Origin of the sequence: Shewanella olleyana (assembly GCF_023283825.1) — a bacterium.
Classification (GTDB): Bacteria; Pseudomonadota; Gammaproteobacteria; order Enterobacterales; family Shewanellaceae; genus Shewanella; species Shewanella olleyana.
Map to the genome: position 1 here is coordinate 1 of NZ_JAKILD010000039.1, position 22,610 is coordinate 22,610.

Annotated in this window: 19 protein-coding genes; 11 read left to right on the forward strand and 8 right to left on the reverse strand. The window is 39.0% G+C overall.

Annotation, left to right across the window (positions count from 1 at the left end; all coding sequences use genetic code 11):
• Nucleotides 1-265: 265 nt before the first annotated feature.
• The 3 genes from L2735_RS18465 to L2735_RS18475 all read right to left on the reverse strand — a co-directional run bounded on the left by L2735_RS18465 (nt 266) and on the right by L2735_RS18475 (nt 2,570).
• The gene (locus L2735_RS18465) at nt 266-472 is read right to left on the reverse strand and encodes a cold-shock protein (protein WP_012155714.1); all 207 of its coding nucleotides are present in this window, start codon (nt 470-472) and stop codon (nt 266-268) included.
• A gap of 278 nt (nt 473-750) precedes the next feature.
• Complete coding sequence (gene rlmA, locus L2735_RS18470; protein ID WP_248986108.1) at nt 751-1,584, reverse strand: 23S rRNA (guanine(745)-N(1))-methyltransferase; 834 nt, start codon at nt 1,582-1,584, stop codon at nt 751-753.
• A 101-nt stretch (nt 1,585-1,685) separates the two neighbouring features.
• Nucleotides 1,686-2,570, reverse strand: coding sequence for a hypothetical protein (locus L2735_RS18475; protein WP_248986109.1), 885 nt, complete (start codon nt 2,568-2,570; stop codon nt 1,686-1,688).
• Between the two features lie 148 nt (nt 2,571-2,718).
• Between L2735_RS18475 and sbcB the strand changes: the two genes are divergently transcribed.
• The 4 genes from sbcB (at nt 2,719) to L2735_RS20070 (ending at nt 6,191) form a co-directional block, all read left to right on the forward strand.
• Nucleotides 2,719-4,131 carry an exodeoxyribonuclease I gene (gene sbcB, locus L2735_RS18480; protein WP_248986110.1) on the forward strand — a complete coding sequence of 471 codons (1,413 nt, stop codon included), beginning with the start codon at nt 2,719-2,721 and terminating at the stop codon, nt 4,129-4,131.
• A gap of 51 nt (nt 4,132-4,182) precedes the next feature.
• Nucleotides 4,183-5,073 (forward strand): cytidine deaminase, encoded by an 891-nt coding sequence (gene cdd, locus L2735_RS18485; RefSeq protein WP_248986111.1) that lies wholly within the window; start codon nt 4,183-4,185, stop codon nt 5,071-5,073.
• Nucleotides 5,074-5,225: 152 nt separating this feature from the next.
• Nucleotides 5,226-5,849 (forward strand): LysE family translocator, encoded by a 624-nt coding sequence (locus L2735_RS18490; protein WP_248986112.1) that lies wholly within the window; start codon nt 5,226-5,228, stop codon nt 5,847-5,849.
• Nucleotides 5,850-5,972: 123 nt separating this feature from the next.
• Entirely contained in the window at nt 5,973-6,191 is a 219-nt protein-coding gene (locus tag L2735_RS20070) for a putative quinol monooxygenase (protein WP_346348158.1), read from the forward strand.
• 18 nt (nt 6,192-6,209) lie between these two features.
• Here the strand turns inward: L2735_RS20070 and L2735_RS18500 are convergent, their stop codons facing one another.
• Both L2735_RS18500 and L2735_RS18505 read right to left on the reverse strand, forming a co-directional pair.
• On the reverse strand, nt 6,210-7,298 hold the full coding sequence (locus L2735_RS18500; RefSeq protein WP_346348157.1) for a GGDEF domain-containing protein: 1,089 nt from the start codon (nt 7,296-7,298) through the stop codon (nt 6,210-6,212).
• A gap of 333 nt (nt 7,299-7,631) precedes the next feature.
• On the reverse strand, nt 7,632-8,792 hold the full coding sequence (locus L2735_RS18505; RefSeq protein WP_248986114.1) for a GNAT family N-acetyltransferase: 1,161 nt from the start codon (nt 8,790-8,792) through the stop codon (nt 7,632-7,634).
• A 95-nt stretch (nt 8,793-8,887) separates the two neighbouring features.
• Here L2735_RS18505 and ggt point away from each other — a divergent pair, with 95 nt between their 5' ends.
• The 6 genes from ggt to L2735_RS18535 all read left to right on the forward strand — a co-directional run bounded on the left by ggt (nt 8,888) and on the right by L2735_RS18535 (nt 19,383).
• Nucleotides 8,888-10,636: a gamma-glutamyltransferase gene (gene ggt, locus L2735_RS18510; protein WP_428848333.1), complete on the forward strand. Its 1,749-nt coding sequence runs from the start codon at nt 8,888-8,890 to the stop codon at nt 10,634-10,636.
• Between the two features lie 647 nt (nt 10,637-11,283).
• Entirely contained in the window at nt 11,284-12,900 is a 1,617-nt protein-coding gene (locus L2735_RS18515) for a methyl-accepting chemotaxis protein (RefSeq protein ID WP_248986116.1), read from the forward strand.
• Between the two features lie 76 nt (nt 12,901-12,976).
• Nucleotides 12,977-14,179: a hypothetical protein gene (locus tag L2735_RS18520; protein ID WP_248986117.1), complete on the forward strand. Its 1,203-nt coding sequence runs from the start codon at nt 12,977-12,979 to the stop codon at nt 14,177-14,179.
• 11 nt (nt 14,180-14,190) lie between these two features.
• The gene (locus tag L2735_RS18525) at nt 14,191-14,586 is read left to right on the forward strand and encodes a type 2 periplasmic-binding domain-containing protein (protein ID WP_248986118.1); all 396 of its coding nucleotides are present in this window, start codon (nt 14,191-14,193) and stop codon (nt 14,584-14,586) included.
• 265 nt (nt 14,587-14,851) lie between these two features.
• A complete protein-coding gene (locus L2735_RS18530) occupies nt 14,852-17,044 on the forward strand; it encodes a M3 family metallopeptidase (RefSeq protein ID WP_248986119.1) in 2,193 nt (730 codons plus the stop codon).
• A 281-nt stretch (nt 17,045-17,325) separates the two neighbouring features.
• Nucleotides 17,326-19,383 carry a bifunctional 2',3'-cyclic-nucleotide 2'-phosphodiesterase/3'-nucleotidase gene (locus tag L2735_RS18535; protein ID WP_248986120.1) on the forward strand — a complete coding sequence of 686 codons (2,058 nt, stop codon included), beginning with the start codon at nt 17,326-17,328 and terminating at the stop codon, nt 19,381-19,383.
• Nucleotides 19,384-19,506: 123 nt separating this feature from the next.
• Here L2735_RS18535 and L2735_RS18540 read toward each other — a convergent pair whose 3' ends face one another.
• Both L2735_RS18540 and cobB read right to left on the reverse strand, forming a co-directional pair.
• Nucleotides 19,507-19,968, reverse strand: a complete 462-nt coding sequence (locus L2735_RS18540; protein WP_248986121.1) for an AAA family ATPase — start codon at nt 19,966-19,968, stop codon at nt 19,507-19,509.
• A 105-nt stretch (nt 19,969-20,073) separates the two neighbouring features.
• Nucleotides 20,074-20,832: a Sir2 family NAD+-dependent deacetylase gene (cobB, locus tag L2735_RS18545; protein ID WP_248986122.1), complete on the reverse strand. Its 759-nt coding sequence runs from the start codon at nt 20,830-20,832 to the stop codon at nt 20,074-20,076.
• Nucleotides 20,833-21,162: 330 nt separating this feature from the next.
• On the opposite strand from cobB, the gene fur reads away from it, so the two are divergent.
• A complete protein-coding gene (fur, locus tag L2735_RS18550) occupies nt 21,163-21,594 on the forward strand; it encodes a ferric iron uptake transcriptional regulator (RefSeq protein ID WP_220754207.1) in 432 nt (143 codons plus the stop codon).
• Between the two features lie 70 nt (nt 21,595-21,664).
• On the opposite strand, the gene L2735_RS18555 is transcribed toward fur, so the two are convergent.
• Nucleotides 21,665-22,186 carry a GNAT family N-acetyltransferase gene (locus L2735_RS18555; RefSeq protein ID WP_248986123.1) on the reverse strand — a complete coding sequence of 174 codons (522 nt, stop codon included), beginning with the start codon at nt 22,184-22,186 and terminating at the stop codon, nt 21,665-21,667.
• Between the last annotated feature and the right edge of the window lie 424 nt (nt 22,187-22,610).

A 22,610-nucleotide genomic window follows, 5' to 3' on the forward strand; every position in this document is an offset into this window, starting at 1 on the left:
TTTTTCTGACTTTGATAATTTAACTAGTTCAATAGGTGTGTAGTTTTTCAAAGAATAAAATGATTTGGAAATGATGAACACATTAGATCATAATTAATTGCGGATTGGTATTAACACAACGCTGAGTTAATGGTACGAACGGAAGGTAGGGTAAAACAAAAGAAAAAATAGCGCTGAATCATTTAGCTAACAGAAAAAAAGCAAAAAAAAACTGCAGTCAAAAGACTACAGTTTTATTTAATTATCTAGCCGAAGCTAGGAATAATTAAACTACAGTTACGTTCTCAGCTTGTGGGCCTTTTTGACCTTGAGTAACAGTGAACTGAACTTTTTGACCTTCGTCAAGAGTTTTGAAACCATCTGAGTTGATAGCACGGAAGTGAACGAATACGTCTGGACCAGACTCTTGCTCGATAAATCCGAAACCTTTGTCAGAGTTGAACCACTTAACAACACCAGTAACTTGAGACATGATATAAATCCTGTATATATAAATTAAAGCCTTAACGGCGGTAGAGCTGAAAATGCCGGTTTTACTTATGTTCACAGGACGAAACTGGTCGTATTGAAACACATAAACTAAGCCCAACCTTCAAGCCCGATAGATTATGAACCTTTCTACGGGGATGTCAACTAACATCAACATTTTAATTCAATTAGTTATTACATCGCTGAATATTTGCGAATCGAACGACTAATAAAAACTAAATATCAGATTCAAAAAGTAAAATAGCAAATTTAGATGACAAATCAATTACGTTGATGAATTTCAATACTAAAGTCTAACTCGCAGCTAAGTCCTTGATCTGCGATTTGTGCCTTCTGTTCTTGAGTTAACTTCCATGCATACGGCGTCATATTTAAAAAATGTTCAGTATCAATAGGGTCTGTTAAATCCAATGGGTACTGTAACCTTTCATGGTGTAAACAGGTAAAGCCTTCAAGCTCAGCTTTAGCTTCGTCATGGGGTTTGGGCTCACTATAAATGATTTTTTTCATCGCAAAATGATGCATAGGGCCAGGTGAAACCGTGATCAACATACCGTCCTGTTTTATTACTCGCTGTAATTCTTCTATCTTAGACGGCGCGTAAATGCGCATGGCTAAATCAAAAGCATCATCAGCAAATGGCATTTCATAAGCACTCGCCACACAAAAATCTAAATCAGGATATCGTTTAGAAGCATATTTAATCGCAGATTTCGAAATATCCAAACCTTGCAGGTGGCAAGGTATCTGTTTATCTCTGTTCTCACCTTCTTTTTTCAAAGCTTGAAATAAACGATGACTGTAATAACCCTCGCCACAACCTATATCTAAGACTTTGTCAACTTTGCTAGAGAACTGGGTAGCGAGTTCGTTCACTCTATCACTGAGTTTTTGGTAATAGCCTTTATTTAAAAACTCACGACGCGCGAACATCATCGTTTTATTATCACCAGGGTCTTTAGAGTTCTTTTTCTGAACGGGCAGTAAATTAACATAACCTTCTTTTGCACAATCGAACTGATGACGATTTTCACACTGCCAAGATTTGGCATTAAGTGACAAGGCAGAACTGCATATTGGACAAATATATTGCATCAAATAACTCTGTTTAAATGATAAAAGACATGTAAGAACTCTGGTAAAAGAGTTAACTGGAACGTATAAGGGGAGGATTTTACGCAATCAATAGGAAAATGTCAGGTCTCTTCAGTGAGCTTGTCGACCATTAAACTAACATCTGCTGGTGCTAGCAGAGCAAAACACTCTAGTTTTCGTTGTAGGTCTTCTACATCCTTAGAGAGTTCATTTGCAGCAGTTGCATAGTTAGTTCTTTGTTGAGACTGACTATATGTTCTTAATAACCACTGCTGTTTATGATTAAGTAGGTTATCTAGCTTCAATAGTTGCGCAGCGATAATGGCATGGACCTTATTTCGTTCTTCAGCCAAATAAACATTGATATCTGCCCTCACCTGTTCAATTTCACTGATATTAAGAGCAAGTGTCGCTGGCGGCTCTTCGTAATCGAAATTTCTAGCAAGAATCGCTTTCGCCATCATCAGCTCTTTCGGCTCTTGATTTAAACGTAGGTCCTGTTCTAGCGTTACTGATTCACAAACTGATTGCTGATATTTAATAGAAATCAAATTTTGTCGAATGTCTTCAACTGAAAAAGATAACATAACTCCTTTTCTTAATAACTTCGCTGAGATACGCGGTGCAACACCCACCCGAGAATAAAGACGAAAGCCTTGTCCAAAAGTTCGATTAAACACTTCAAGTGGCAAAGAAGTTTCTAAATCGTTATCAGCAACAAAATTTGTTAAGTCAACATTGACCATTTCAGAGGCAAGAACATCAGCTTGATGCGTTAACACCTCAACATTAAAGAACGGCTGGCAAGTTAGAATAAAACTCGCAGATTCAGCGTTATCAGACTCACAAATGATGATTTCGGCCAATGGCTGGCTCAAAGCAGGCAATAATATAAAATCACTGACGTCATCCGCTAAGGCAATCGATAAAGTTTGATCTTTACTGATGTTATATTTGATTGGCTGACTGAATAAATGATTGTACATACTAAACTCCTGTAATACTTCCGAGTGTACCCAGCAAATTCAATTACGTCACCTTATTAAAAAGCATTCAATTAAATTGAAGTCTGTAAACATTAGTATTTAACAGTGTTAAGATAATTAGAATTAAAAATTAGGATAACTTGATATTATGGCAAGTGCTTTTCAACCAACTCTTTTCTGGCACGACTATGAAACCTTTGGTGTTAGCCCAGCAAAAGACCGTCCTTCTCAATTTGCCGGCATTCGCACAGACTTAGATCTCAACATCATTGGTGAACCTGAAAATTTTTACTGCAAACAATCAACCGATTACCTTCCCTCACCCGAAGCTATTTTGGTAACTGGGATCACTCCCCAACTCGCCAACCAAAAAGGCATGGTTGAAACCGAGTTTATGGGGCGAATTAATCGTATTTTTACTCAACCTAATACCTGTGTTGTTGGTTATAACTCCTTACGATTTGATGATGAAGTCAGTCGATATGGTTTTTATCGAAACTTTATCGACCCTTATGCAAGGGAATGGCAAAACGGTAATAGTCGCTGGGATATTATTGATCTTGTTCGAGCTTGTTATGCATTCAGACCAGAAGGTATTAATTGGCCATTAAAAGAAGATGGTTCACCAAGCTTTAAACTAGAACACTTAACCCAAGCAAATGGGTTAAGTCATGAACAAGCACATGATGCAATGAGCGATGTCTACGCCACCATTGCAATCGCAAAGCTCATCAAAGAAAAACAGCCAAAGTTATACGAATACTATTTTGAATTGCGTAACAAAAGAAAAGTTGCAGAGTTAATTCAAGGCGACTTTATGCAACCGCTTGTACATGTCAGCTCAAAAATCAGTGCTGCGAATGGTTGTGTGACATTAATAGCACCAGCAGCTCCACATCCAAGCAATAAAAACGCGATGATATGTGTCAATCTAGCGATGGATTTAACGCCATTGATTGAGTTGTCAGTGGAAGATATTGCCGAGCGGATGTATACGCCGCGCAGTGAATTAGCCCCAGATGAGTTGCCTATACCTTTAAAGCAAATTCACTTAAATAAATGTCCATTTATTGGCACGCCAAAACTACTCACAGAACAAGTTGCCGAACGTCATCAGTTTGATATGAACTTTGCACGCTCGCAATACAAGCTATTTAAGCAGCACCCTGAATTAAGGGAGAAATTACAAGCTGTGTTTGAAGTGAACGATCATCCTGCGGCGACAGATCCTGATCTTATGCTTTATAGCGGCGGCTTTTTTAGCCATGCCGATAAAGGCAAAATGGAAATGATCCGCAGCACTAAGCCAGAAAACCTTGCTGCTCTTCATCTTGAATTTGAAGATGAGCGCTTAGCTGAAATGTTTTTCCGCTATCGAGCTCGCAACTACCCAGAAACTCTCAATCATGATGAGTCTGTCAACTGGCGAGAATTTTGCCAACAACGCTTGTCTGATACTGATTATGTGATTAATCTCGAAAACTTATTAGAAGAAACCAGCGAGAATGAGCACAAACAGAAGTTATTAAAAGCCCTTTGTTTATATCTGCAGTCGCTTTAACGGCTTATATAACTTGCTTTGCACTTATCGTTTAATTAAAAGGAATTGGTCATGCAAAATCGTTTCATTGATAGCATCACCCAACTACCAAAACCGGTAGCAACTGCATTAATCCCATTACTCAATGAAGATTTTTGCGGTCACATTGATGCAGGTCAACTTGCACAACTTGTTAAAGTTAGTGACATGACTGAAGAAGCATTATTACTTAGCTTATTACCTATTGCAGCTGCATTAGCGAAACCAAGCATTAGTGAATTTTATGTCGGCGCGATTGCTAAAGGCGAAAGTGGCGACATCTATATGGGCGCAAATTTTGAGTTATCTTCTGAAGCACTTTTTCATACAGTCCATGCAGAGCAAAGTGCCATTAGCCATGCTTGGTTAAATGGTGAACAAAAAATTGTCGATATTGTGGTGAACTTCTCTCCATGTGGACATTGCCGCCAATTCATTAATGAATTAGTGAGTGGTATTGATATAAAAATCCATTTACCGGGGCAACAACCTAAGCTGCTCGCTCACTATTTACCTTATGCTTTCGGCCCTAAAGATTTACAAGTGACTAAACCATTATTGTCTAAAAGCAATATAGAGTTTAGCTTGAATTCTGATGACCCAATGATCATCGAAGCCGTTGACCAAGCAGGCCTTAGCTACGCGCCATATACTAAGAACTTTGCCGCTGTTGTTATCGAAACTAAAGATGGCAAAACCTATTGCGGCCGTTATGCTGAAAATGCAGCATTCAACCCTTCAATGATGCCAATGCAGATGGCACTGTCTAATCTTATTCGTCATAACCGTGATTACAGTGATATTAACCGTGCTGTATTGATCGAGTCTTCGGTAGGTAAGATTAGTCTCGCGAACGCGACAATGGATACGCTGCAAGCTGTTGCAGCAATCGAACTTGAACATATCGTTGTTGAACCTAGCTAACTTTTATTTAGTTAACCATCTAAGTTTTAGACAGCGCGTTTACTTATATGAACGCGCTGATTTAATTTACTTAACTTCTTCAGTAAAAATTTAATTGCACAAACGCTGTAATTCCTTAAACTCGTCGTTTTCCTCATTTAGATTAACTATCCATGCCTGATTTAGCTGTATTAGCGGTATTTATCCCAACGTTCTTTTTCGTCTCCATTACACCAGGTATGTGTATGACGCTTGCAATGACCCTCGGCATGAGTATTGGTGTAAGGCGTACTCTATGGATGATGCTAGGAGAACTCGTTGGAGTTGCTTTAGTCGCTATTGCAGCAGTAATGGGGGTTGCCAGTGTCATGTTAAATTATCCCGACGCGTTTGCGATTTTAAAATGGCTTGGCGGTGCTTATCTTGCTTATATTGGCGTGAACATGTGGCGCTCAAAGGGCAAAATGGCCATTATTGAAGGTCAGCAAACAGATAGCGCAATCAGTAATTACACATTAATCTCACAAGGCTTTATTACTGCGATTGCCAATCCTAAGGGGTGGGCTTTCATGATCTCATTACTGCCACCTTTCATCAGTGTCGATAAAGCCGTGGCGCCTCAATTATTTTGGCTGCTTTCAATCATCATGGTGACAGAAAGCGTATCAATGCTGGCTTACGCTAGTGGCGGTAAAAGCTTAAGAATGTTCCTATCGCGCGGTGACAATATTAAATTAATGAATCGGATCGCTGGTAGCTTGATGATTGGCGTCGGGTTTTGGTTGGCTTTAGGTTAAAAAATACGTTATCTAAATCTGTACGGGTAGCTTATTTCAAGGAAGAAAATAATGTAAAAAATTAATCTTACAGGCCATATTCAATTTCCCCAAAATACCACTACTGACGAATTAGCATACATTATTAACGCATTAACGTTACACACTGAGTTAACGCGCAAAGAGCCAGGATGCATTAGTTTTAACGTCACTCAATGTGACAGTGATATTTTTAGGTTTTATGTGAATGAGGAGTTTATTGATAAAGCCGCATTTGATTTTCATCAACAACGCGTGAAACAATCTGACTGGAGCCAAGTCAGTCAACTCGCTGTTCGACATTACTCAATTATTGGATTATAAACGCAACACAAAAACCATTTAAGCCGCTTTATCAAAGTAAGGTTTAACACAATTTCGACCACTTGCTTTGGCGACATATAATGCTTTATCCGCTCGAATCAATAAATCTTTAAGTTCGGTGGCACATTGCGTTTTATCAGCTAAACCAAAGCTTGCTGTACATGTTAGCTGACGAGATTCTGAAAGCGAGATTTTACACTCTTCAATGTGCTTTCTCATTCTTTCAGCAACTTTTTCGGCATCTTTAAGCGAAGTATTTGGCATCGCGACTACAAACTCTTCGCCGCCGATACGCGCGCACAAATCATTTTCACGACACAATTTTTTAATCGTACTCGTGACCTCTATTAAGCATTTATCACCAACTAAGTGGCCATATTGATCATTTATTTTTTTGAAAAAGTCTAAATCTAATAACACTAAGGTAAACGGTAATTTTTTATCTACCGCATCATCAAATAAGGTTTTACCCTCTTCAAAAAAATAGTGTCTGTTGGCCAGCCTAGTTAATGAATCTGTGGTGGCTTGTAATATCAACTGTTTTTCATTTTTATCAATCTGCTTTGCAAAAATATACAAAACGAATATCACCTCGAGCATGGTGAAAAATACCACTGACTGGTAAAGCATATGATTCATTTGATCGCTCAGCTCAATCAAGGGATTATTGTTTGGCGTATTTTCACAAAAGAAAAATAAAACTAAAGCCACTAGGCTTAGCGTTACCTGCTCTACTCTTTCTCGTAATTCAAACAACAAGAAAGCCCCTGTTGGTACTAGAAAGAAATAAAGATGAAAACCACTGGCATTTGTTACATAAACATTGGTGCAAACCATCAGATGCAACATTAAAATGCTAAAAAACCAAATTTTGGCAAATTTTGAGTGATGGCTTGCTGTCAACGCAATGGTGCAGAGATAGGCTAAAGTGAAGCCTAAATTGATAAATCCAACGGTATGGTTTTCAAGTAAAAAAATGTAATTCAATGAATAGAGCAAAGAAATACCAACAGTGATTAAGCCGATGATATTCATTGTTCTTGTTCGATTCGCTGAAGAAAATGATTGTCTATTGGTGCCCAGATTTATAATTTCTTTTAGGTTCATATGGGTAACTGCTTCTATGGGTAAATACTTTTGGTTTAAGTACTTTTGATTTAAGTGCTTTTAATTTAAGTGCTTTAGCGCTTTATGGGGAGTGCGATACAGCTAAGTACTAAGTACTAAGTTAATGACATGTAAACATTAGCACGTTTTATTCCCCTGCAATTAAAGTGAAGTCATAATATACCCCAACATTTTATCAAGGCGAGCAAGCCTGGTTTAGATGGTATATACGGAAGCGCCCGTTAAACCTCTGATAAAACACTTTATTATACTTCAGGCTTACTCAGTAAAAGCGCCATTCAAATAAAACGCCTATTTAGATAAAAGTTGGCTTCAGGTTTTATAGGGCAGTTTTTCAGATATTTGCTGCATATATTGTTTAATATGTTTCTGCTCTTGTTGGCAATAATCATGAATTGCCCTTCTAAACTGTGGGTGTGCGACCTCATGATTTGAATAAGTTTCAACAGGTTCGAATCCTCTAGCCACTTTATGCTCCCCCTGCGCACCTGCATCAAATATCTTAAGGCCATTATTGATGGCGTATTCAATTCCTTGGTAATAGCAGGTTTCAAAATGCAAACCATCGACTTCTTGTAAACATCCCCAATAACGACCATAAAGGTGGGTTGATGAGATAAAGTACAATGCTGATGCAATAAGGTTACCTTGCTCATTCGTCACCAATAGCAAACGAATTTGCTTACCCATTGATGATGCTATTTGATGAAAGAATTCTGCGTTCAAATAACCAGTGTGACCCGAACGTTTAAGGTAAGTTTGTTGATAGCAATGAATGAATCCTTGCCATTGTTCTGCAGTCGCTTTATCGCCATTAATAAAATCATAATTAAAATCTTCAACTGCTTTTCTTTCTTTTTTAATGCTTTTGCGTTTCCTAGACACTAATTGATTTAAAAAATCATCAAAATTTGTATAGGATTTATTTTGCCAATGGAATTGAGTGCCTACACGGCCAATGGTTGAATGGCTTAAGTGATGGAAGTCTTTTTTAGGTAAAAACAAACAATGCCAAGAAGAAAACTGCTTTTGGGTGACAGTTTGATTCAAAAAATGACATATTCGCTCCAAAAGCAATGCGCGACTAATATCGGATAATGACTCAATCATACCGATCCGCTGCCCCGATACGGGTGTAAAAGGAATTGCAGCGACTAACTTTGGGTAGTAGTCCAAACCATTTCTTTCGTAGGCTTCAGCCCAAGCCCAGTCAAAAACATACTCTCCCCAAGAATGTGTTTTTTCATAGCAAGGCAAAATAGCAATAACTTGATTCTCAGAGCGAATAACTATGTGTTGAGGACGCCATCCCGCCTTCGAACAAACGCTTAAGCTTTGCTCTAATGCCGATAAATACTCAAACTGTGTAAAAGGGTTATCGTCTCTAAACACCCTTTGCCAATTTAATTGGCCAATTGAAGCCACTGAATCATAAAAACTCAGTTCAATACCCTCATCTACAAACTCTGACATATTTCCTCAAAAAGCCGCATTAGATATTGTGTATTAGATCATACTTATGGCACATTGCAACACATCATTGATTTTACAAAGGACTGAAAGTGGGTATTTTTTCTCAGTTTAAACCTATCGTCATTTCCACCAGCATTGCAATTGCCCTGAGTTTAACTGCTGTATCAGCCACTCATGTTAACGCAGCCAATGAACAATCGATATTCAGTCGCTCAGCTACAGCTCAACCCATTTGGGCAAAAAATGGCATGGTGGCTAGCCAAGAATCTATAGCCACTCGTATCGGTGTCGACATTCTGAAACAAGGTGGCAACGCAGTTGATGCCGCTGTTGCTGTTGGATTTGCTTTATCAGTTACCCTCCCACGTGCCGGTAATATCGGTGGCGGTGGTTTTATGATGGTGCATTTAGCAGAATCAAATAAAACTATTGCCATTGATTATCGAGAAACTGCGCCAGCAAAAGCCCATAAAGATATCTTTTTAGATGAAAAAGGTAATGCCAATCCTAAATTAAGCCGTGAGCATGGTCTCGCAGTTGGCGTGCCTGGAACTGTTATGGGTCTTGAACTTGCTTTAGATAAATACGGTACCATGAAGCTTAAAGATGTGATTAAACCTTCTATAAAACTTGCTAAAAATGGAATTAGGATTAACTCAGACTTGGCCGATTCACTGGATGGGCTTAAACGTCGAATTTCTCAATGGCCTAGCTCTGCTGAAATTTTTTATAAAAAGAATGGTGACAGTTTTTCAGTGAATGACACCCTGATTCAGACAGATTTAGCTCAATCGCTTTCATTAATTGCTCAACATGGCAGTAAAGGGTTTTATCAAGGAGAAACTGCAGAGAAAATAGTTTCAGCGATTAACGGCGCTGGCGGAATGATGACCCTCGATGACTTAACAAATTACACCGTCATTGAACGCGAGCCAGTTCGTGGAAGCTATCGCGGTTATGAAGTGGTTTCTATGCCACCGCCTTCATCTGGTGGGATCCACATTATTGAAATGCTCAATGTACTGGAAAACTACCCGATTCAAAAACTTGGTCATAACACCGCACAAACCTTGCATCTTATGACTGAAACGATGAAGCATGCTTATGCCGATAGAAGTGAATATTTGGGCGACCCAGATTTTAACCCTGTGCCTGTGAACGAGCTAACAAGCCAAAAATATGCTGACAGTATCGCTAAAAAAATCGCTTATAACAAAGCCACACCAAGCGCTGAGATTAAAGCTGGTGATATAGCGCCTTATGAGAGCAATCAAACCACTCATTACTCTGTTGTCGATCAATGGGGTAATGCGGTATCTAACACTTATACTCTTAACTTTAGTTATGGTTCTGGTCTAGTGGCCGCAGGGACTGGAATATTGCTTAACAACGAAATGGATGATTTTTCAGCCAAACCCGGTACGCCTAATGGTTACGGCCTTATTGGCGGCGACGCGAACTCGGTTGAAGGTAATAAGCGGCCTCTCAGTTCTATGAGCCCAACCATTGTCATGAAAGACGGTAAACCATTTCTGGTAACGGGTAGTCCAGGTGGATCAAGAATCATCACAACCACATTGCAATTGATAATGAATGTCGTAGATCACCAATTAAACGTCGCTGAAGCAACTGCAGCCCCACGTATTCACCATCAGTGGTTGCCTGACTACATTGGTGTAGAAACGAGTTTAAACAATGACACGATTACTTTACTTGAATCTAAAGGTCATAAAGTGAAGACTTCTAGTGCAATGGGCAGCACTCAATCGATTTTAATTAATGAACACGGTATATATGGCTCATCAGATCCAAGACGTGCAGGATCAGAATCTTTAGGACATTAAACACGCAATACAGATTTTCTGACTAATGTTTAGCTAAACTTTAGCTAAACATTAGTCATATATAAAAACGGAAGTTAAGTATATAACTAGACAAATGTACTATTCAGGAAAGTTTATAAACATTCAAAAAATTAACATTATATTATTCCCAACTTATTCCTTCCTATATCCCACATATATTAATGAGAGTCATTACCAATTGTAATAGGCTTCCCCACACTTATAAAAACTTTAATTCTCATTTAAATTAAAGATATTCAACTAATTGCCGATATTGTTACTACAAGAACATACCAAACCTATAGATTTTAACTAAAATATACATTGATAACATTAAGATAAATTATCGCAAACAAAATAACTTTTGCACAGACAAATAAATGACACAGACATTTATTTGACGAATTTGTATAAGTTTGAAAGTTTACGTTCATAGGAGCACTTTTTGAAATTTTATTAAAAAATAGTTGTTGTTAAAAACAAAACATAAGTTACTGATGGTAGTATGATTACCTGAATTAGACTCAAACATTTTAACAACTCACCAAAATTGGCTATGTTTTTAGCATAAAATTCATATTACCATATGCATAATTTGAACCGACTAGCTCAAATTATCACTAATAAAAAACAGCAGGATCTTTTTGATGAAGTTAAACAGCTTAAAAATAAAGCATCGGATCGCTTTATTAACAGTCGTTGCAATATCTTCGTTTGTTATATCTTTATTTATTAACAATCAAAGTGTGCAACAAAATGCTGAACGATTAAATGGACTTCAATCACAACTATATCCAGTATTAAATTTAGCAACAATTAATAAAGGGCTACTTTTACAACTTGATCAAAATATACAATCAGCGGTAACAACTGGTGAAGAAGATAATTTGATCACTGCTGATAACATGGTCAAAGAAATAAATAACAACTTAAACTCTGTTAAATATCTAATGCCATCTGAAAATAGTGATGCATCTAAAATGCAACGAGATCTCACCATTTATCATGACAATGCCAAATTGCTAGTAGCAGAGTTTCTTAAAGATGACGTTGACTTTAATAATATAAAACGTCAAGCAGCTGATAATGCGAAACGTTACGAACAACTCATTGATGTTTTTGATAAAAAACAAGCAGATTACTCAAAATCATTCGAAGATAGTATCCAAACGACACTTGAAAGTTCAGATAGCGCATCTAATTTGATGCTGACTATTGGCGTAATCGTCGCAGTATTTCTTATCGTTGTGGGCTATTTAGTCAACCGTTCCATTATCGTCACCATCCAAAACGTCACTGATTCTTTAAGAAATATTTCTGAAGGTGAAGGCGATTTAAGATCAAGAATCGACTACCAAGGTAAAGATGAAATCGCCACCTTAGTCCATTGGTTCAACCAGTTTGTCTCTAAACTTCAAGCCTCAATTGCAGACACGAAACAAACAACCGAAAGCTTAAGTTCTGTTTCTCAGACCTTACTTGAAAGCTGTAAAAACAGTGAAGTGACTGTTCAGCATCAAAATGAATCCGTTGAGCAAATTTCTCATGCTATGCGAGAAATGTTTGTCAGCGTCGCCCATATTGCTGAATATGCCGCGAATGCTGCTTCAGAGGCAGACAATGCGAATCAAGATGCAAAACAAGGACAAGAAGTGGTGACACAAGCCATTACCACTATCAATAAACTGGCTGAAGAAGTGAGAACAACTGCTGTTGTAGTTAATCAATTGGAAGCATTCACCAGTAACGTTAATGACATTCTTGACACCATTCGTGGTATTGCAGATCAAACTAATTTACTTGCATTAAATGCAGCCATTGAAGCTGCACGTGCAGGTGAACAAGGACGAGGTTTTGCCGTCGTCGCTGATGAAGTAAGAACCCTTGCCTCTCGCACGCAAGCGTCAACCCAAGAAATTCAACAAGTATTGCAAGAACTTCGCTCAACATCGACTCAAGCAGTCGAGGCAATGCAACGTGGAATCGAAACCGCTGAAGAAGGTGTAAAAACCACTTCATTAGCAGGAGACGCATTAAACAATATCACTAGCAAAGTGAGCGCTATTACAGTTGTAAACGATCAAATTGCTGCAGCCACTGAAGAACAACACAACACTTCAGAGCTTATTCAGCAATATATAGCTGATATTGAAACAAATGCCGCTAAAGTAAAAATGACCACGGATGAAATGGGCGGGATCAGTTATGACATTGAAGGCGTTAGCCAACAACTTCAAAATATAACTGGTCAATTTAAAGTCTAACAAAAATAAGATCTTAATTTAAATAAGGTCACGAAATACAACATACCCTTGGGATAAGATGAACAGGAGTTACACCATGAGATTCAACTTGAAAGCGCTACCTTTAGCTATTTCAGTAGCAATGCTTCCAGCTTACGCAGCTGCAGAAGATACAAGCGATGAGAAAATTGCCAAGCTTGAACAACAAGTTCAGTCACTGCAAACAGCCCAAACAGAAAGCTTAACTGAACGTTTTAGCTTTAACGGCTTTATGACAGGCGCTTATATTAGCTCAGATAATAATACCGGTTATGCAGGTGCGACGACTTCTGCAAACTTTGATGACGGTAGCAAGTTTGGTCTTCAAGGTACGTTCGCAATTACCGATCAGACACAAGCTGTGATGCAGTTAATGATGAAAGGTAGCAACGATTGGGAAGTAGAAGCTGAGTGGGCTTATATCTCACACCGTTTTGAAAATGGTCTTCAGGCTCGCGCCGGTAAACTTCGTGTACCTTTATTCATGTACTCTGATTACCTAGACGTGGGTTATGCACAACCATTCGTGCGTCCACCTTCTGAAGTTTATGATGCAGTTCCTTTCACCTCTTACACTGGTGCCGATGCAAGTTACGATATTGAATTTGATGACTCAACATTAACGATTCAAGCGTTTGGTGGCCAGTCAGAAGATTCAGGTATTGATATTGGTAACGTTATTGGTGCCAATGTTAACTGGACTGATTTAACATGGACTTTGCGTGCAGTATATGGTCAGGCAACGCTTGATGGCACAGTGACTCGTCAAACTGCTGTTGACGGTGGTATTGACCCATCAACTGGACTACCAATTTCAATTGATGTAACAGTCGACATATTGGATATCGATGATGCTAAAGGCACATTCGTTGGCTTAGGTGGTAGTTATGATAATGGCTCTTTCCTAGCAATTGCAGAATGGACTCGTCTTGAGATTGATGAAGAATACCCTGATTCAGATGCTGGTTACTTGACTTTGGGTTACCGCATTGATGCATTTACGCCTTATGTAACAGCTTCATACTTTGAGACTAAAGATAATGATGTGCGTACAAACCCTGTTCATGCAGCAATTTTTAACGGTGAGCGCACAGCTTATAGTGCCGGTGTTCGTTGGGATGCTATGGATAACTTAGCGCTTAAATTTGACGTAACACACGCAACTGACTTTGGTGACACTTCAGGTGGTTTCGATACCAATATCGGTCAGGAATTCGATGACACTACAGTGTATACCGTTCAATTCGACGTCGTATTTTAAGGAGCGATAAAATGAAAAAAATATTATCTATTTTAGCGCTTAGCGTTTGTTCAGTTATGTCAGCCCAAGCTGCGGTTGTTGTTATCGGCGCACCTGGCGCTGGAGATATTTCAGCATCAGATGCTAAAAAACTTTTCTTAGGAAAAGGCTCAAAGTCTGCTGTTGTTTACGAACTTGATGAAGGCAATGCGACTCGCTCTGAGTTTCATAGTGCTGTAACGGGTAAATCTGATTCACAGCTAAAAGCATTTTGGTCTAAGCAAGTATTTACTGGTAAAGGTAACCCACCAGCAACAGTATCAAGTGCTTCGGCAATGAAATCCGCTGTAGCCTCAAATCCAAATGCAATCGGTTACATTGATGAAGCCGATGTGGATGCGAGTGTAAAAGTCATTTTAAAGCCATAGTTTCAAAGTTTAGTTTCAATAGTTTAGTTTCAATAGTTTAGCTTTATAAGCTATCTCATTTCTTCCCCCTTCCACTGAGATAGCTTAAAGGGATCTGATGTCACATCAGGTCCCTTTATTTTTTGTTACAAACTAAAACATGAAACTGACAAAAACTTGGTAAACTAGTCACAAATCATAGACTAATAATGATTATATAAGAGCTTGAAGCAAATTTTGCTTTAAAGGCTCGTTTTTAACCATTTATCCAAACAGGGAAATAATTATGAAGGGATTAACCCTCAAACCACTTTTTTCTGCCATGGCGCTAACTTTAGTATTGAGCGCATGTGCTAACGACTCAGCACCAAATACAGCCCCCACTCAAGCAGCTCAAGCTCCAAATGTCGTCGCTTCATCTATCATTGAGCAAAACGCTAATAATCCTTTTTTTAAGCCATATGGCACTTTTATGGAAATCCCTGATTTCGATAAAATCAAAGACGAGCATTACTTACCAGCGTTTAAAGCGGGTATTGCTGCAAGACAAGCTGAAATTGACGCAATCATAGCAAACCCAGAAAAACCTACCTTCGAAAACACTATCGAAGCAATGGAGTTCTCAGGTGCTTTACTCACAAAAGTGGCAAGTGTTTTTTATAACTTGACCGGCGCCCATACTAACCCTGAAATCCAAAAAATTTCGAAAGAAGTATCACCAATGTTGTCAGCAGCTAGTGATGATATTTTACTTAACGATGCTCTATTCCAACGCGTTAAAGCGGTTTACCTACAAGCTGACAAACTAAACCTGAATACCGCTAAAGCTAAGTTATTAGAAGATACCTACAAAAGCTTTACCCGTGGCGGCGCTAACTTATCTGCTCAAGATAAAGACACACTTCGTTCTCTAAACGAGCAAATTGGTAAATTAAACCTAGAGTTCGGTGACAATTTATTAGCTGAAACCAATGCTTTTGAACTTGTTATTGATAATGAAGCTGATTTAGCTGGTTTACCTGCTGATGCAATTGAAACTGCGGCGGCAACAGCCACGAAACGTGGTCATGAAGGGAAATGGGTATTTACCACACAACGCCCTTCAATCACACCGTTTCTAACTTATGCAGAAAATCGTGAGCTGCGTGAAACTATCTTTAAAGGTTATATTGAGCGCGCGAATAACGACAACGCCAATGATAACAAGAAAGGGTTAGCTAAAATCGCTGCTTTACGCGCTGAGAAAGCAAAGTTAATGGGCTATAAAACCCATGCTCACTTTGTTTTGGAAGAACGCACAGCTAAAACACCTGAAAATGTTTACGGTCTATTAGATAAAGTTTGGCCTGCTGCACTCGCACAAGCGAATGCTGAAGTTAAAGACATGCAAGCATTAATCGATAGCCAAGGTGGCGACTTTAAGCTTGAAGCGTGGGACTGGTGGTATTATTCAGACCAAATCCGTGTGGCAAAATACAGCTTTAATGAGCAACAAACACGTCCTTACTTTTCATTAGAAGCCACTTTAGATGGTGTTTTCTATACCGCTAACCGTTTATTCGACATCACTGTTAAAGAGCGTACTGACTTACCTAAATACCATGAAGATGTGAGAACATGGGAAGTTTATGATAAAGATGGCTCTTTCTTAGCTGTGTTTATGGGCGACTATTACGTACGTGATAGCAAACGTGGCGGCGCTTGGATGAATTCTTACCGCCAGCAATACAATATGAACGGCATAGATTCAAAGCCAATTATTGTTAACGTATTAAACTACCCTCGCCCTGCCGGTGATGAGCCATCATTACTCACATTTGATGAAGCCAGCACACTTTTCCATGAGTTTGGCCATGCACTGCATGGCATTCTGTCTGATGTAGAATACGCCTCACAAGCGGGAACATCAGTTCCACGCGATTATGTAGAGTTTCCATCACAGGTGATGGAAAACTGGATGACTCAGCCTGAAGTGTTAGCGCAATTTGCTAAGCATTACAAAACTGGTAAAGTCATCCCGCAGGAACTCGTCGAGAAAATTCAAGCCGCAAGTAAGTTTAACCAAGGCTTTGCAACGGTTGAATACATGGCGGCGACTAAGTTAGATTTAGATTGGCATACACTGACAGACAATACAGTCCATGATGCGGCTAAATTCGAAGCTGACTCTTTAGCAAATATGGGGCTAATTCAAGAAATTGCTCCTCGTTACCGTAGTACTTACTTCTCGCACATTTTTGCAGGCGGTTACTCTGCTGGTTACTACAGCTATTTATGGTCTGATATTTTAGGCGCTGATGCATTTGAAGCGTTTAAAGAAAACGGCATATTTGATCCAGCCACTGCGCAATCATTCCGAGATAACATTTTATCTACTGGTGGCAGTGCTGATCCGATGGATCTGTACCGTCAATTCCGCGGTAAAGATGCGGGTATTGAACCACTATTAAGAAGCCGTGGTTTACTAGAAGATAAGTAATAATCTTTTGATTAAGAAGGCGCTTCGGCGCCTTTTTTATTTTATAAACAAATTCGGTGAAAACTTAGTATTCATTACAGAACTAGCCTAACGGTCTAAAGAAATCATAGCCCGATTTTAAAATCACTCTCATGTTAAGTTGATGACCTAAGATAAAAATAATGAATTAGTCGCAACACTGTCATGTAATTTCTATATTATTCGTGCCGATTTAAATGTACCAAACATAATTACAATATGGAGCAAACCAAAAAGCTCTGGGGTCAGGAAAAATAGCCAATATGTTAAACAACAACTTTCTCGCAATCATGATTGTAAGCGCTTTAGGGCTTACAGCATGTGGCGTAGCCGATGACAAACCACACACCATTGAAGTCAATTTACGCGTCATGGAAACCAGCGACATTCATGCCAATATCATGGACTTTAACTACTACACAGGTCAGGTAGATAAAACCATTGGTTTAGCGCGTACAGCAACCCTCATTCATCAAGCTCGATCTGAGTTCACTAATAGTGTACTCGTAGATAATGGTGACTTACTTCAGGGAAGTCCTATGGGAGATTTTATCGCCCATGAATTTGAATCAAAAAATCAACTCACTGATACCCACCCAGCGTATAAAGCGATGAATACGCTTAATTATGCGGTTGGCAACATTGGTAATCATGAGTTTAACTATGGTTTAGATTTCCTTGATCAAGCGACATCAAAAGCGAACTTCCCTTACATCAGTGCCAATGTTTATTGTGAAATCGATAATTGTTTTCGAAACATCAAAGCTGGCGAACCTTTATTTGAGCCTTACTTCATTAGCAAACAAGCCGTTGTTGATAACGCTGGCCAATCTCATTCACTTAACATTGGGTATATCGGCTTTGTACCACCTCAAATTAAGATTTGGGATAAACAAAACCTTGAAGGTAAAGTGATTGCCCGAGGTATCGTCGAATCTGCACAGCGTTATGTACCTAAAATGAAAGCTGCTGGCGCAGATATTATTATCGCTATTCCCCACTCAGGTATTGGCTCGTCAGAAAACCCTGGTGATGTTAATGCTGAGAATGCGACTTGGGCATTAACCACTGTTGATGGTATTGATGCCATCATGTTTGGCCATAGCCACTCCGTTTTTCCAAGCGAGCAATTTGCCAATGTTCCTCAAGTCGATATAACAAAAGGGACCATTAATGGTGTCGCTGCCGTTATGCCAGGACGTTGGGGCGATAATTTAGGTATTATTGATTTAACGTTACACAATACAGATGGTAAGTGGACTGTCACTGATAGCTTGTCGCACGCTCGGCCTATTTTTGTTAAAGCATCAGACAAACATGAAGGTTTCTCTGTTGAGCCTGATGTAACTATCCATGCCAAGATTGAAAAAGACCATCAAGCGACTCTTGATTATGTCAATGCGCCAATCGGCAAGTCTTCTGCTGATATGTATAGTTTCCTTTCATTAGTGCAGGACGACCCAACTGTACAAATTGTTGCTAATGCTCAAATTGAAGCTGTCACACAAGCTGCCGCAAAAATACCTGCACTTAACGGTATTCCCGTTTTATCTGCTGCTGCGCCATTTAAAGCAGGTGGTCGTCACAGTACCACCTCTGATGCTGACAGTTATGTTCAGGTTGCTTCAGGTGAACTCACATATAAAAATGCTGCTGACCTCTACCTTTACCCCAATACCATGGTGGCGCTGAAGGTGACTGGTAATGAAGTGAAAGACTGGCTTGAATGTAGCGCCAATCAATTCAATCAAATAGATCCAGATACAACGAGCCCCCAATACTTAATTAACTGGACTTCACATCGTACCTATAATTTCGATGCTATTGATGGTGTCAGTTATGAAATTGATGTTACCCAACCAACAAAATTCGATGGAAACTGCGCGTTGGTCAATGCTGATGCAAACCGAATTGTGAATTTACGCTTTACAGAAGCTGATGGAACTATCGTTACAGGTAAGGCCTTTAGCGAAAAAGAATTTATCATCGCGACTAATAACTTCCGTGCATTTGGCGGCAAGTTTGCGGGTACAGGTGCACAATTTGTCGTGATGGAACTCCCAGATACCAATCGAGAGGCCTTGGCTAAATTCATTACTGACAAGTCACTTGAAGATGGACAAGTTGATCCTAGCGCAAACAATAACTGGTCTTTTAAGACGATAGACTCAAGTACAAAACTTGATATCCGTTTTGAAACCCAAGACAGTGACATCGCTGATAAGTTTGTTGAGCAATATCAAGTTCGCCCAATGACTAAACGAATAGACTTAACCGATGAATTTGGTTTTGCAATCTACAACATTGATTTACAAAAATAAAAATCACCTTGTTCTAGTCATTAGTTTTTAGAATCCAAAAGGCGCTTATAGCGCCTTTTTTATTGCTTATAATTAATCATCAAGCTTATTTACTAAACCTTATTCATCAAGCTAGTCATCAAGCTAGTCATCAAGCTCGAATAGTCTCGCCATGGTTTTGATATGACTTAAAGGCACTTGGTGGCGATTTCTTTTTGCGCATAGCTGCTGATGCTGGCTGTCTTTTGGATTTCCTATTAGCACGAATCTGATTTGATAACCTAAAGATTTAGCCGCCGCTTCATACGCCATATACTCCCATTTCGCCACATTGGTGTTATCACAGATGACTATAGGCTCATTATTGGCCATCGCATTGATAAAAGCCGTTAAGTTAGCTTGATGGTACTGGCCTAACAATTTGGGATTGAATTGGTATTTGCCATTCTTTTCAAAATAACTGTCAGTTGAAAAATAACCATATTGTTTAATATGGACAGCTTGATCTATCCCCTGCTGCTTAAGATAAGTATCAACCCAGTAAGATTTACCACTACCAGGTAAACCTCGCATAATAATCGCAAGTTTGCCTTGCTGTTGACTCATAAAAAGATCTCATCTGAATTTGAAGCTACGATGCGAAAGCTACAATACTGAAGCTTTAACACAGAAGTTAGAACACTGAAGCTACAATATTGAAGTTACAACACATTAGGCTGACAATGCACTGGCAAGTTGTTCATTAAAAGACTGGTTCCCAACTGTTTCACCGGCCAATATTGTATCAACCAGTTGCGGCACAATATCACCTGCCTTACCCGTTAAATGATATTGAAACTGGCTATGTCTATCAGCTTCAACCAAATTAACTTCTACAGTCTGAGCACCATGATGATTAGCACTATCAACAAAACCCGCTGCAGGGTATACCGTTCCAGAGGTACCTATAGCAATAAATAAATCACAGTTATCTAGCGCATCGTGAATTCTGTCCATACCAAACGGCATTTCACCAAACCAGACGATATGTGGACGCAAACGTTTGGCAGGGATACAACAGGTACAGCAATTCTCTTCCCCAAAAGGTTCACGTAATACAAATGTCTGTAATGACTGTGGGCAGCGACCTTTAGACAGTTCACCGTGCATATGCAATAAACGTCTTGAGCCAGCACGCTCATGCAAGTCATCTACATTCTGTGTAATGACCAATAATTTACCCTCAAACTCTGCTTCTAACTTGGCTAAAGCATCATGAGCGGCATTAGGGTGAACGTCACCACTATGAAGGTTTTCCCAACGACAGTTATAAAATCGTTCAACCAAATCTATATCTCTAGCGTAACCTTCTGGTGTCGCGACATCTTCAATATGATGTTGTTCCCATAACCCATCTTGATCGCGAAAGGTCTTGATGCCAGATTCAGCTGAAATACCTGCGCCAGTTAAGACAACAATCTGCTGATACATACTGATTTCCTTATTTTTATTATACTAAGCCAGATGTCGATACCATATCATCAAGCAACTAGCTCCGTCTCTAGCTTCTAAAAGCCAAATGAGCAACTCTATTACTTATAGTGATATAAATACCAAACACACTCAATAATCCCTTAGTATAAGTAAGACTATTGCACAATATTTAACTTAACAGCTTGTTTTATCGAAATGATGAAAGAAAATTCACCGATATATGTCGATAAACCATCATGAAAGGTTCCAGTTTGGTATTACACCACATATAATGATCTTAACTATCCACGGACGAACCGTTTAGGTTCTGCAATCAAGAGATTAGCAATGACAGATGGAAATCAAGCACTCAAAAAAGCAGGATTAAAAATTACCCTGCCAAGAGTCAAAATCCTAGAATTAATGCAAGCCCCTGAAAATCAACATATCAGTGCTGAAGATTTATACAAAAAACTGCTCGATATTGGCGAAGAAATTGGCTTAGCAACTGTCTACCGTGTATTAAACCAATTTGATGATGCAGGTATTTTGAATCGCCACCATTTTGAAAGTGGTAAAGCTGTATTTGAAATGTCGACCCAAAAGCATCATGACCATCTCGTTTGCTTAACCTGCGATAAGGTTATTGAGTTCTCAGATGAAGTCATTGAACGTCGTCAAGATGAAATTGCTATGCGCCATAACATTAAGCTGACTCACCACAGCTTATATTTATACGGCCACTGCACTAATGACGAATGTGATCACGCAGACGAATAATCGATAAACTTGTTTATCGACGCATTAAAAAACCAGCATTAAGCTGGTTTTTTTGTATCTAGTCAGCTGATTACAAGACTTTTTGATAAACATGCACTTTATGGCCTTGATACTCACCTTGTTCTAAGACGCTCATACCCACTCGTTTCGCAACAGCTTCAGAACCCACATTGCCATGAAGAATAAGTGCAATGACTTGATCTATCTCGAACATAGGCTTCAATATATCAATTACAGCTTGGGCAGCTTCAGTGCCTATACCCTTCCCCCAGTATTCAGGAAAGTAACGATATCCTAGCTCCACTTTATCAAACTCAGGTAAATATTTAGGGCCGCAAAAACCAATCACTTTATCATCTTGCTTATGATACACAGCAAAACGTGCGAAACCTCTACTGTCATACTCAGCTTGAATAAAATCTACAAACACGTCCTTAGCTTGAGAAATATCCGTCAGAGGTTCCTGAGGAATATAAGTTAACATCTCTAAAGTACTGTTCATTTTAAAAATAGCTTCTACATCATTTTCATTAAATGGACGAATGATGAGTCTTTCTGTTTCAACGATGTTATCTGGAAGTGCTTTAGCCATGATTATCCTTAACCTATGTTTTAATTTGAATTTTATCCATTAAATAAAAAATAATTAAATCATAAACAAGTCATGATGAGAATAACTATTTATATCAATCGGGATAAATAAGTGATCAGATATTGCGTAGTAAAAATCTCTTAGAACAAGGCAGGAATTGCAGCTAGCTAGTTGCTCTACCTACAAAATTTCTAACGAAGTTATAAGCGGTTTTAACCAGTAAGAATGATCATATTCTTATGCTGATTGGTATTAAGTTCAACCGCATCTTGTTGATTCAACATATTCAAGGCAATAAAAAAGGCGCCTAAGCGCCTCAGACTGCTGACAAAGCCCTAGACATTCGTCTAGGGCTTTGATCTAATAGAAGTACAGATAATAACCAAGTTTATCATCATGCTTCGAGAGCCTAGTCCACAACAAT

Bases quoted from the DNA above. Each gene is read 5' to 3' on its own strand.
- L2735_RS18465 (WP_012155714.1), bottom strand. From the start codon at position 472: ATGTCTCAAGTTACTGGTGTTGTTAAGTGGTTCAACTCTGACAAAGGT.
- rlmA (WP_248986108.1), bottom strand. From the start codon at position 1,584: ATGCAATATATTTGTCCAATATGCAGTTCTGCCTTGTCACTTAATGCC.
- L2735_RS18475 (WP_248986109.1), bottom strand. From the start codon at position 2,570: ATGTACAATCATTTATTCAGTCAGCCAATCAAATATAACATCAGTAAA.
- sbcB (WP_248986110.1), top strand. From the start codon at position 2,719: ATGGCAAGTGCTTTTCAACCAACTCTTTTCTGGCACGACTATGAAACC.
- cdd (WP_248986111.1), top strand. From the start codon at position 4,183: ATGCAAAATCGTTTCATTGATAGCATCACCCAACTACCAAAACCGGTA.
- L2735_RS18490 (WP_248986112.1), top strand. From the start codon at position 5,226: ATGCCTGATTTAGCTGTATTAGCGGTATTTATCCCAACGTTCTTTTTC.
- L2735_RS18500 (WP_346348157.1), bottom strand. From the start codon at position 7,298: ATGAACCTAAAAGAAATTATAAATCTGGGCACCAATAGACAATCATTT.
- L2735_RS18505 (WP_248986114.1), bottom strand. From the start codon at position 8,792: ATGTCAGAGTTTGTAGATGAGGGTATTGAACTGAGTTTTTATGATTCA.
- L2735_RS18515 (WP_248986116.1), top strand. From the start codon at position 11,284: ATGAAGTTAAACAGCTTAAAAATAAAGCATCGGATCGCTTTATTAACA.
- L2735_RS18520 (WP_248986117.1), top strand. From the start codon at position 12,977: ATGAGATTCAACTTGAAAGCGCTACCTTTAGCTATTTCAGTAGCAATG.
- L2735_RS18525 (WP_248986118.1), top strand. From the start codon at position 14,191: ATGAAAAAAATATTATCTATTTTAGCGCTTAGCGTTTGTTCAGTTATG.
- L2735_RS18530 (WP_248986119.1), top strand. From the start codon at position 14,852: ATGAAGGGATTAACCCTCAAACCACTTTTTTCTGCCATGGCGCTAACT.
- L2735_RS18535 (WP_248986120.1), top strand. From the start codon at position 17,326: ATGTTAAACAACAACTTTCTCGCAATCATGATTGTAAGCGCTTTAGGG.
- L2735_RS18540 (WP_248986121.1), bottom strand. From the start codon at position 19,968: ATGAGTCAACAGCAAGGCAAACTTGCGATTATTATGCGAGGTTTACCT.
- cobB (WP_248986122.1), bottom strand. From the start codon at position 20,832: ATGTATCAGCAGATTGTTGTCTTAACTGGCGCAGGTATTTCAGCTGAA.
- fur (WP_220754207.1), top strand. From the start codon at position 21,163: ATGACAGATGGAAATCAAGCACTCAAAAAAGCAGGATTAAAAATTACC.
- L2735_RS18555 (WP_248986123.1), bottom strand. From the start codon at position 22,186: ATGGCTAAAGCACTTCCAGATAACATCGTTGAAACAGAAAGACTCATC.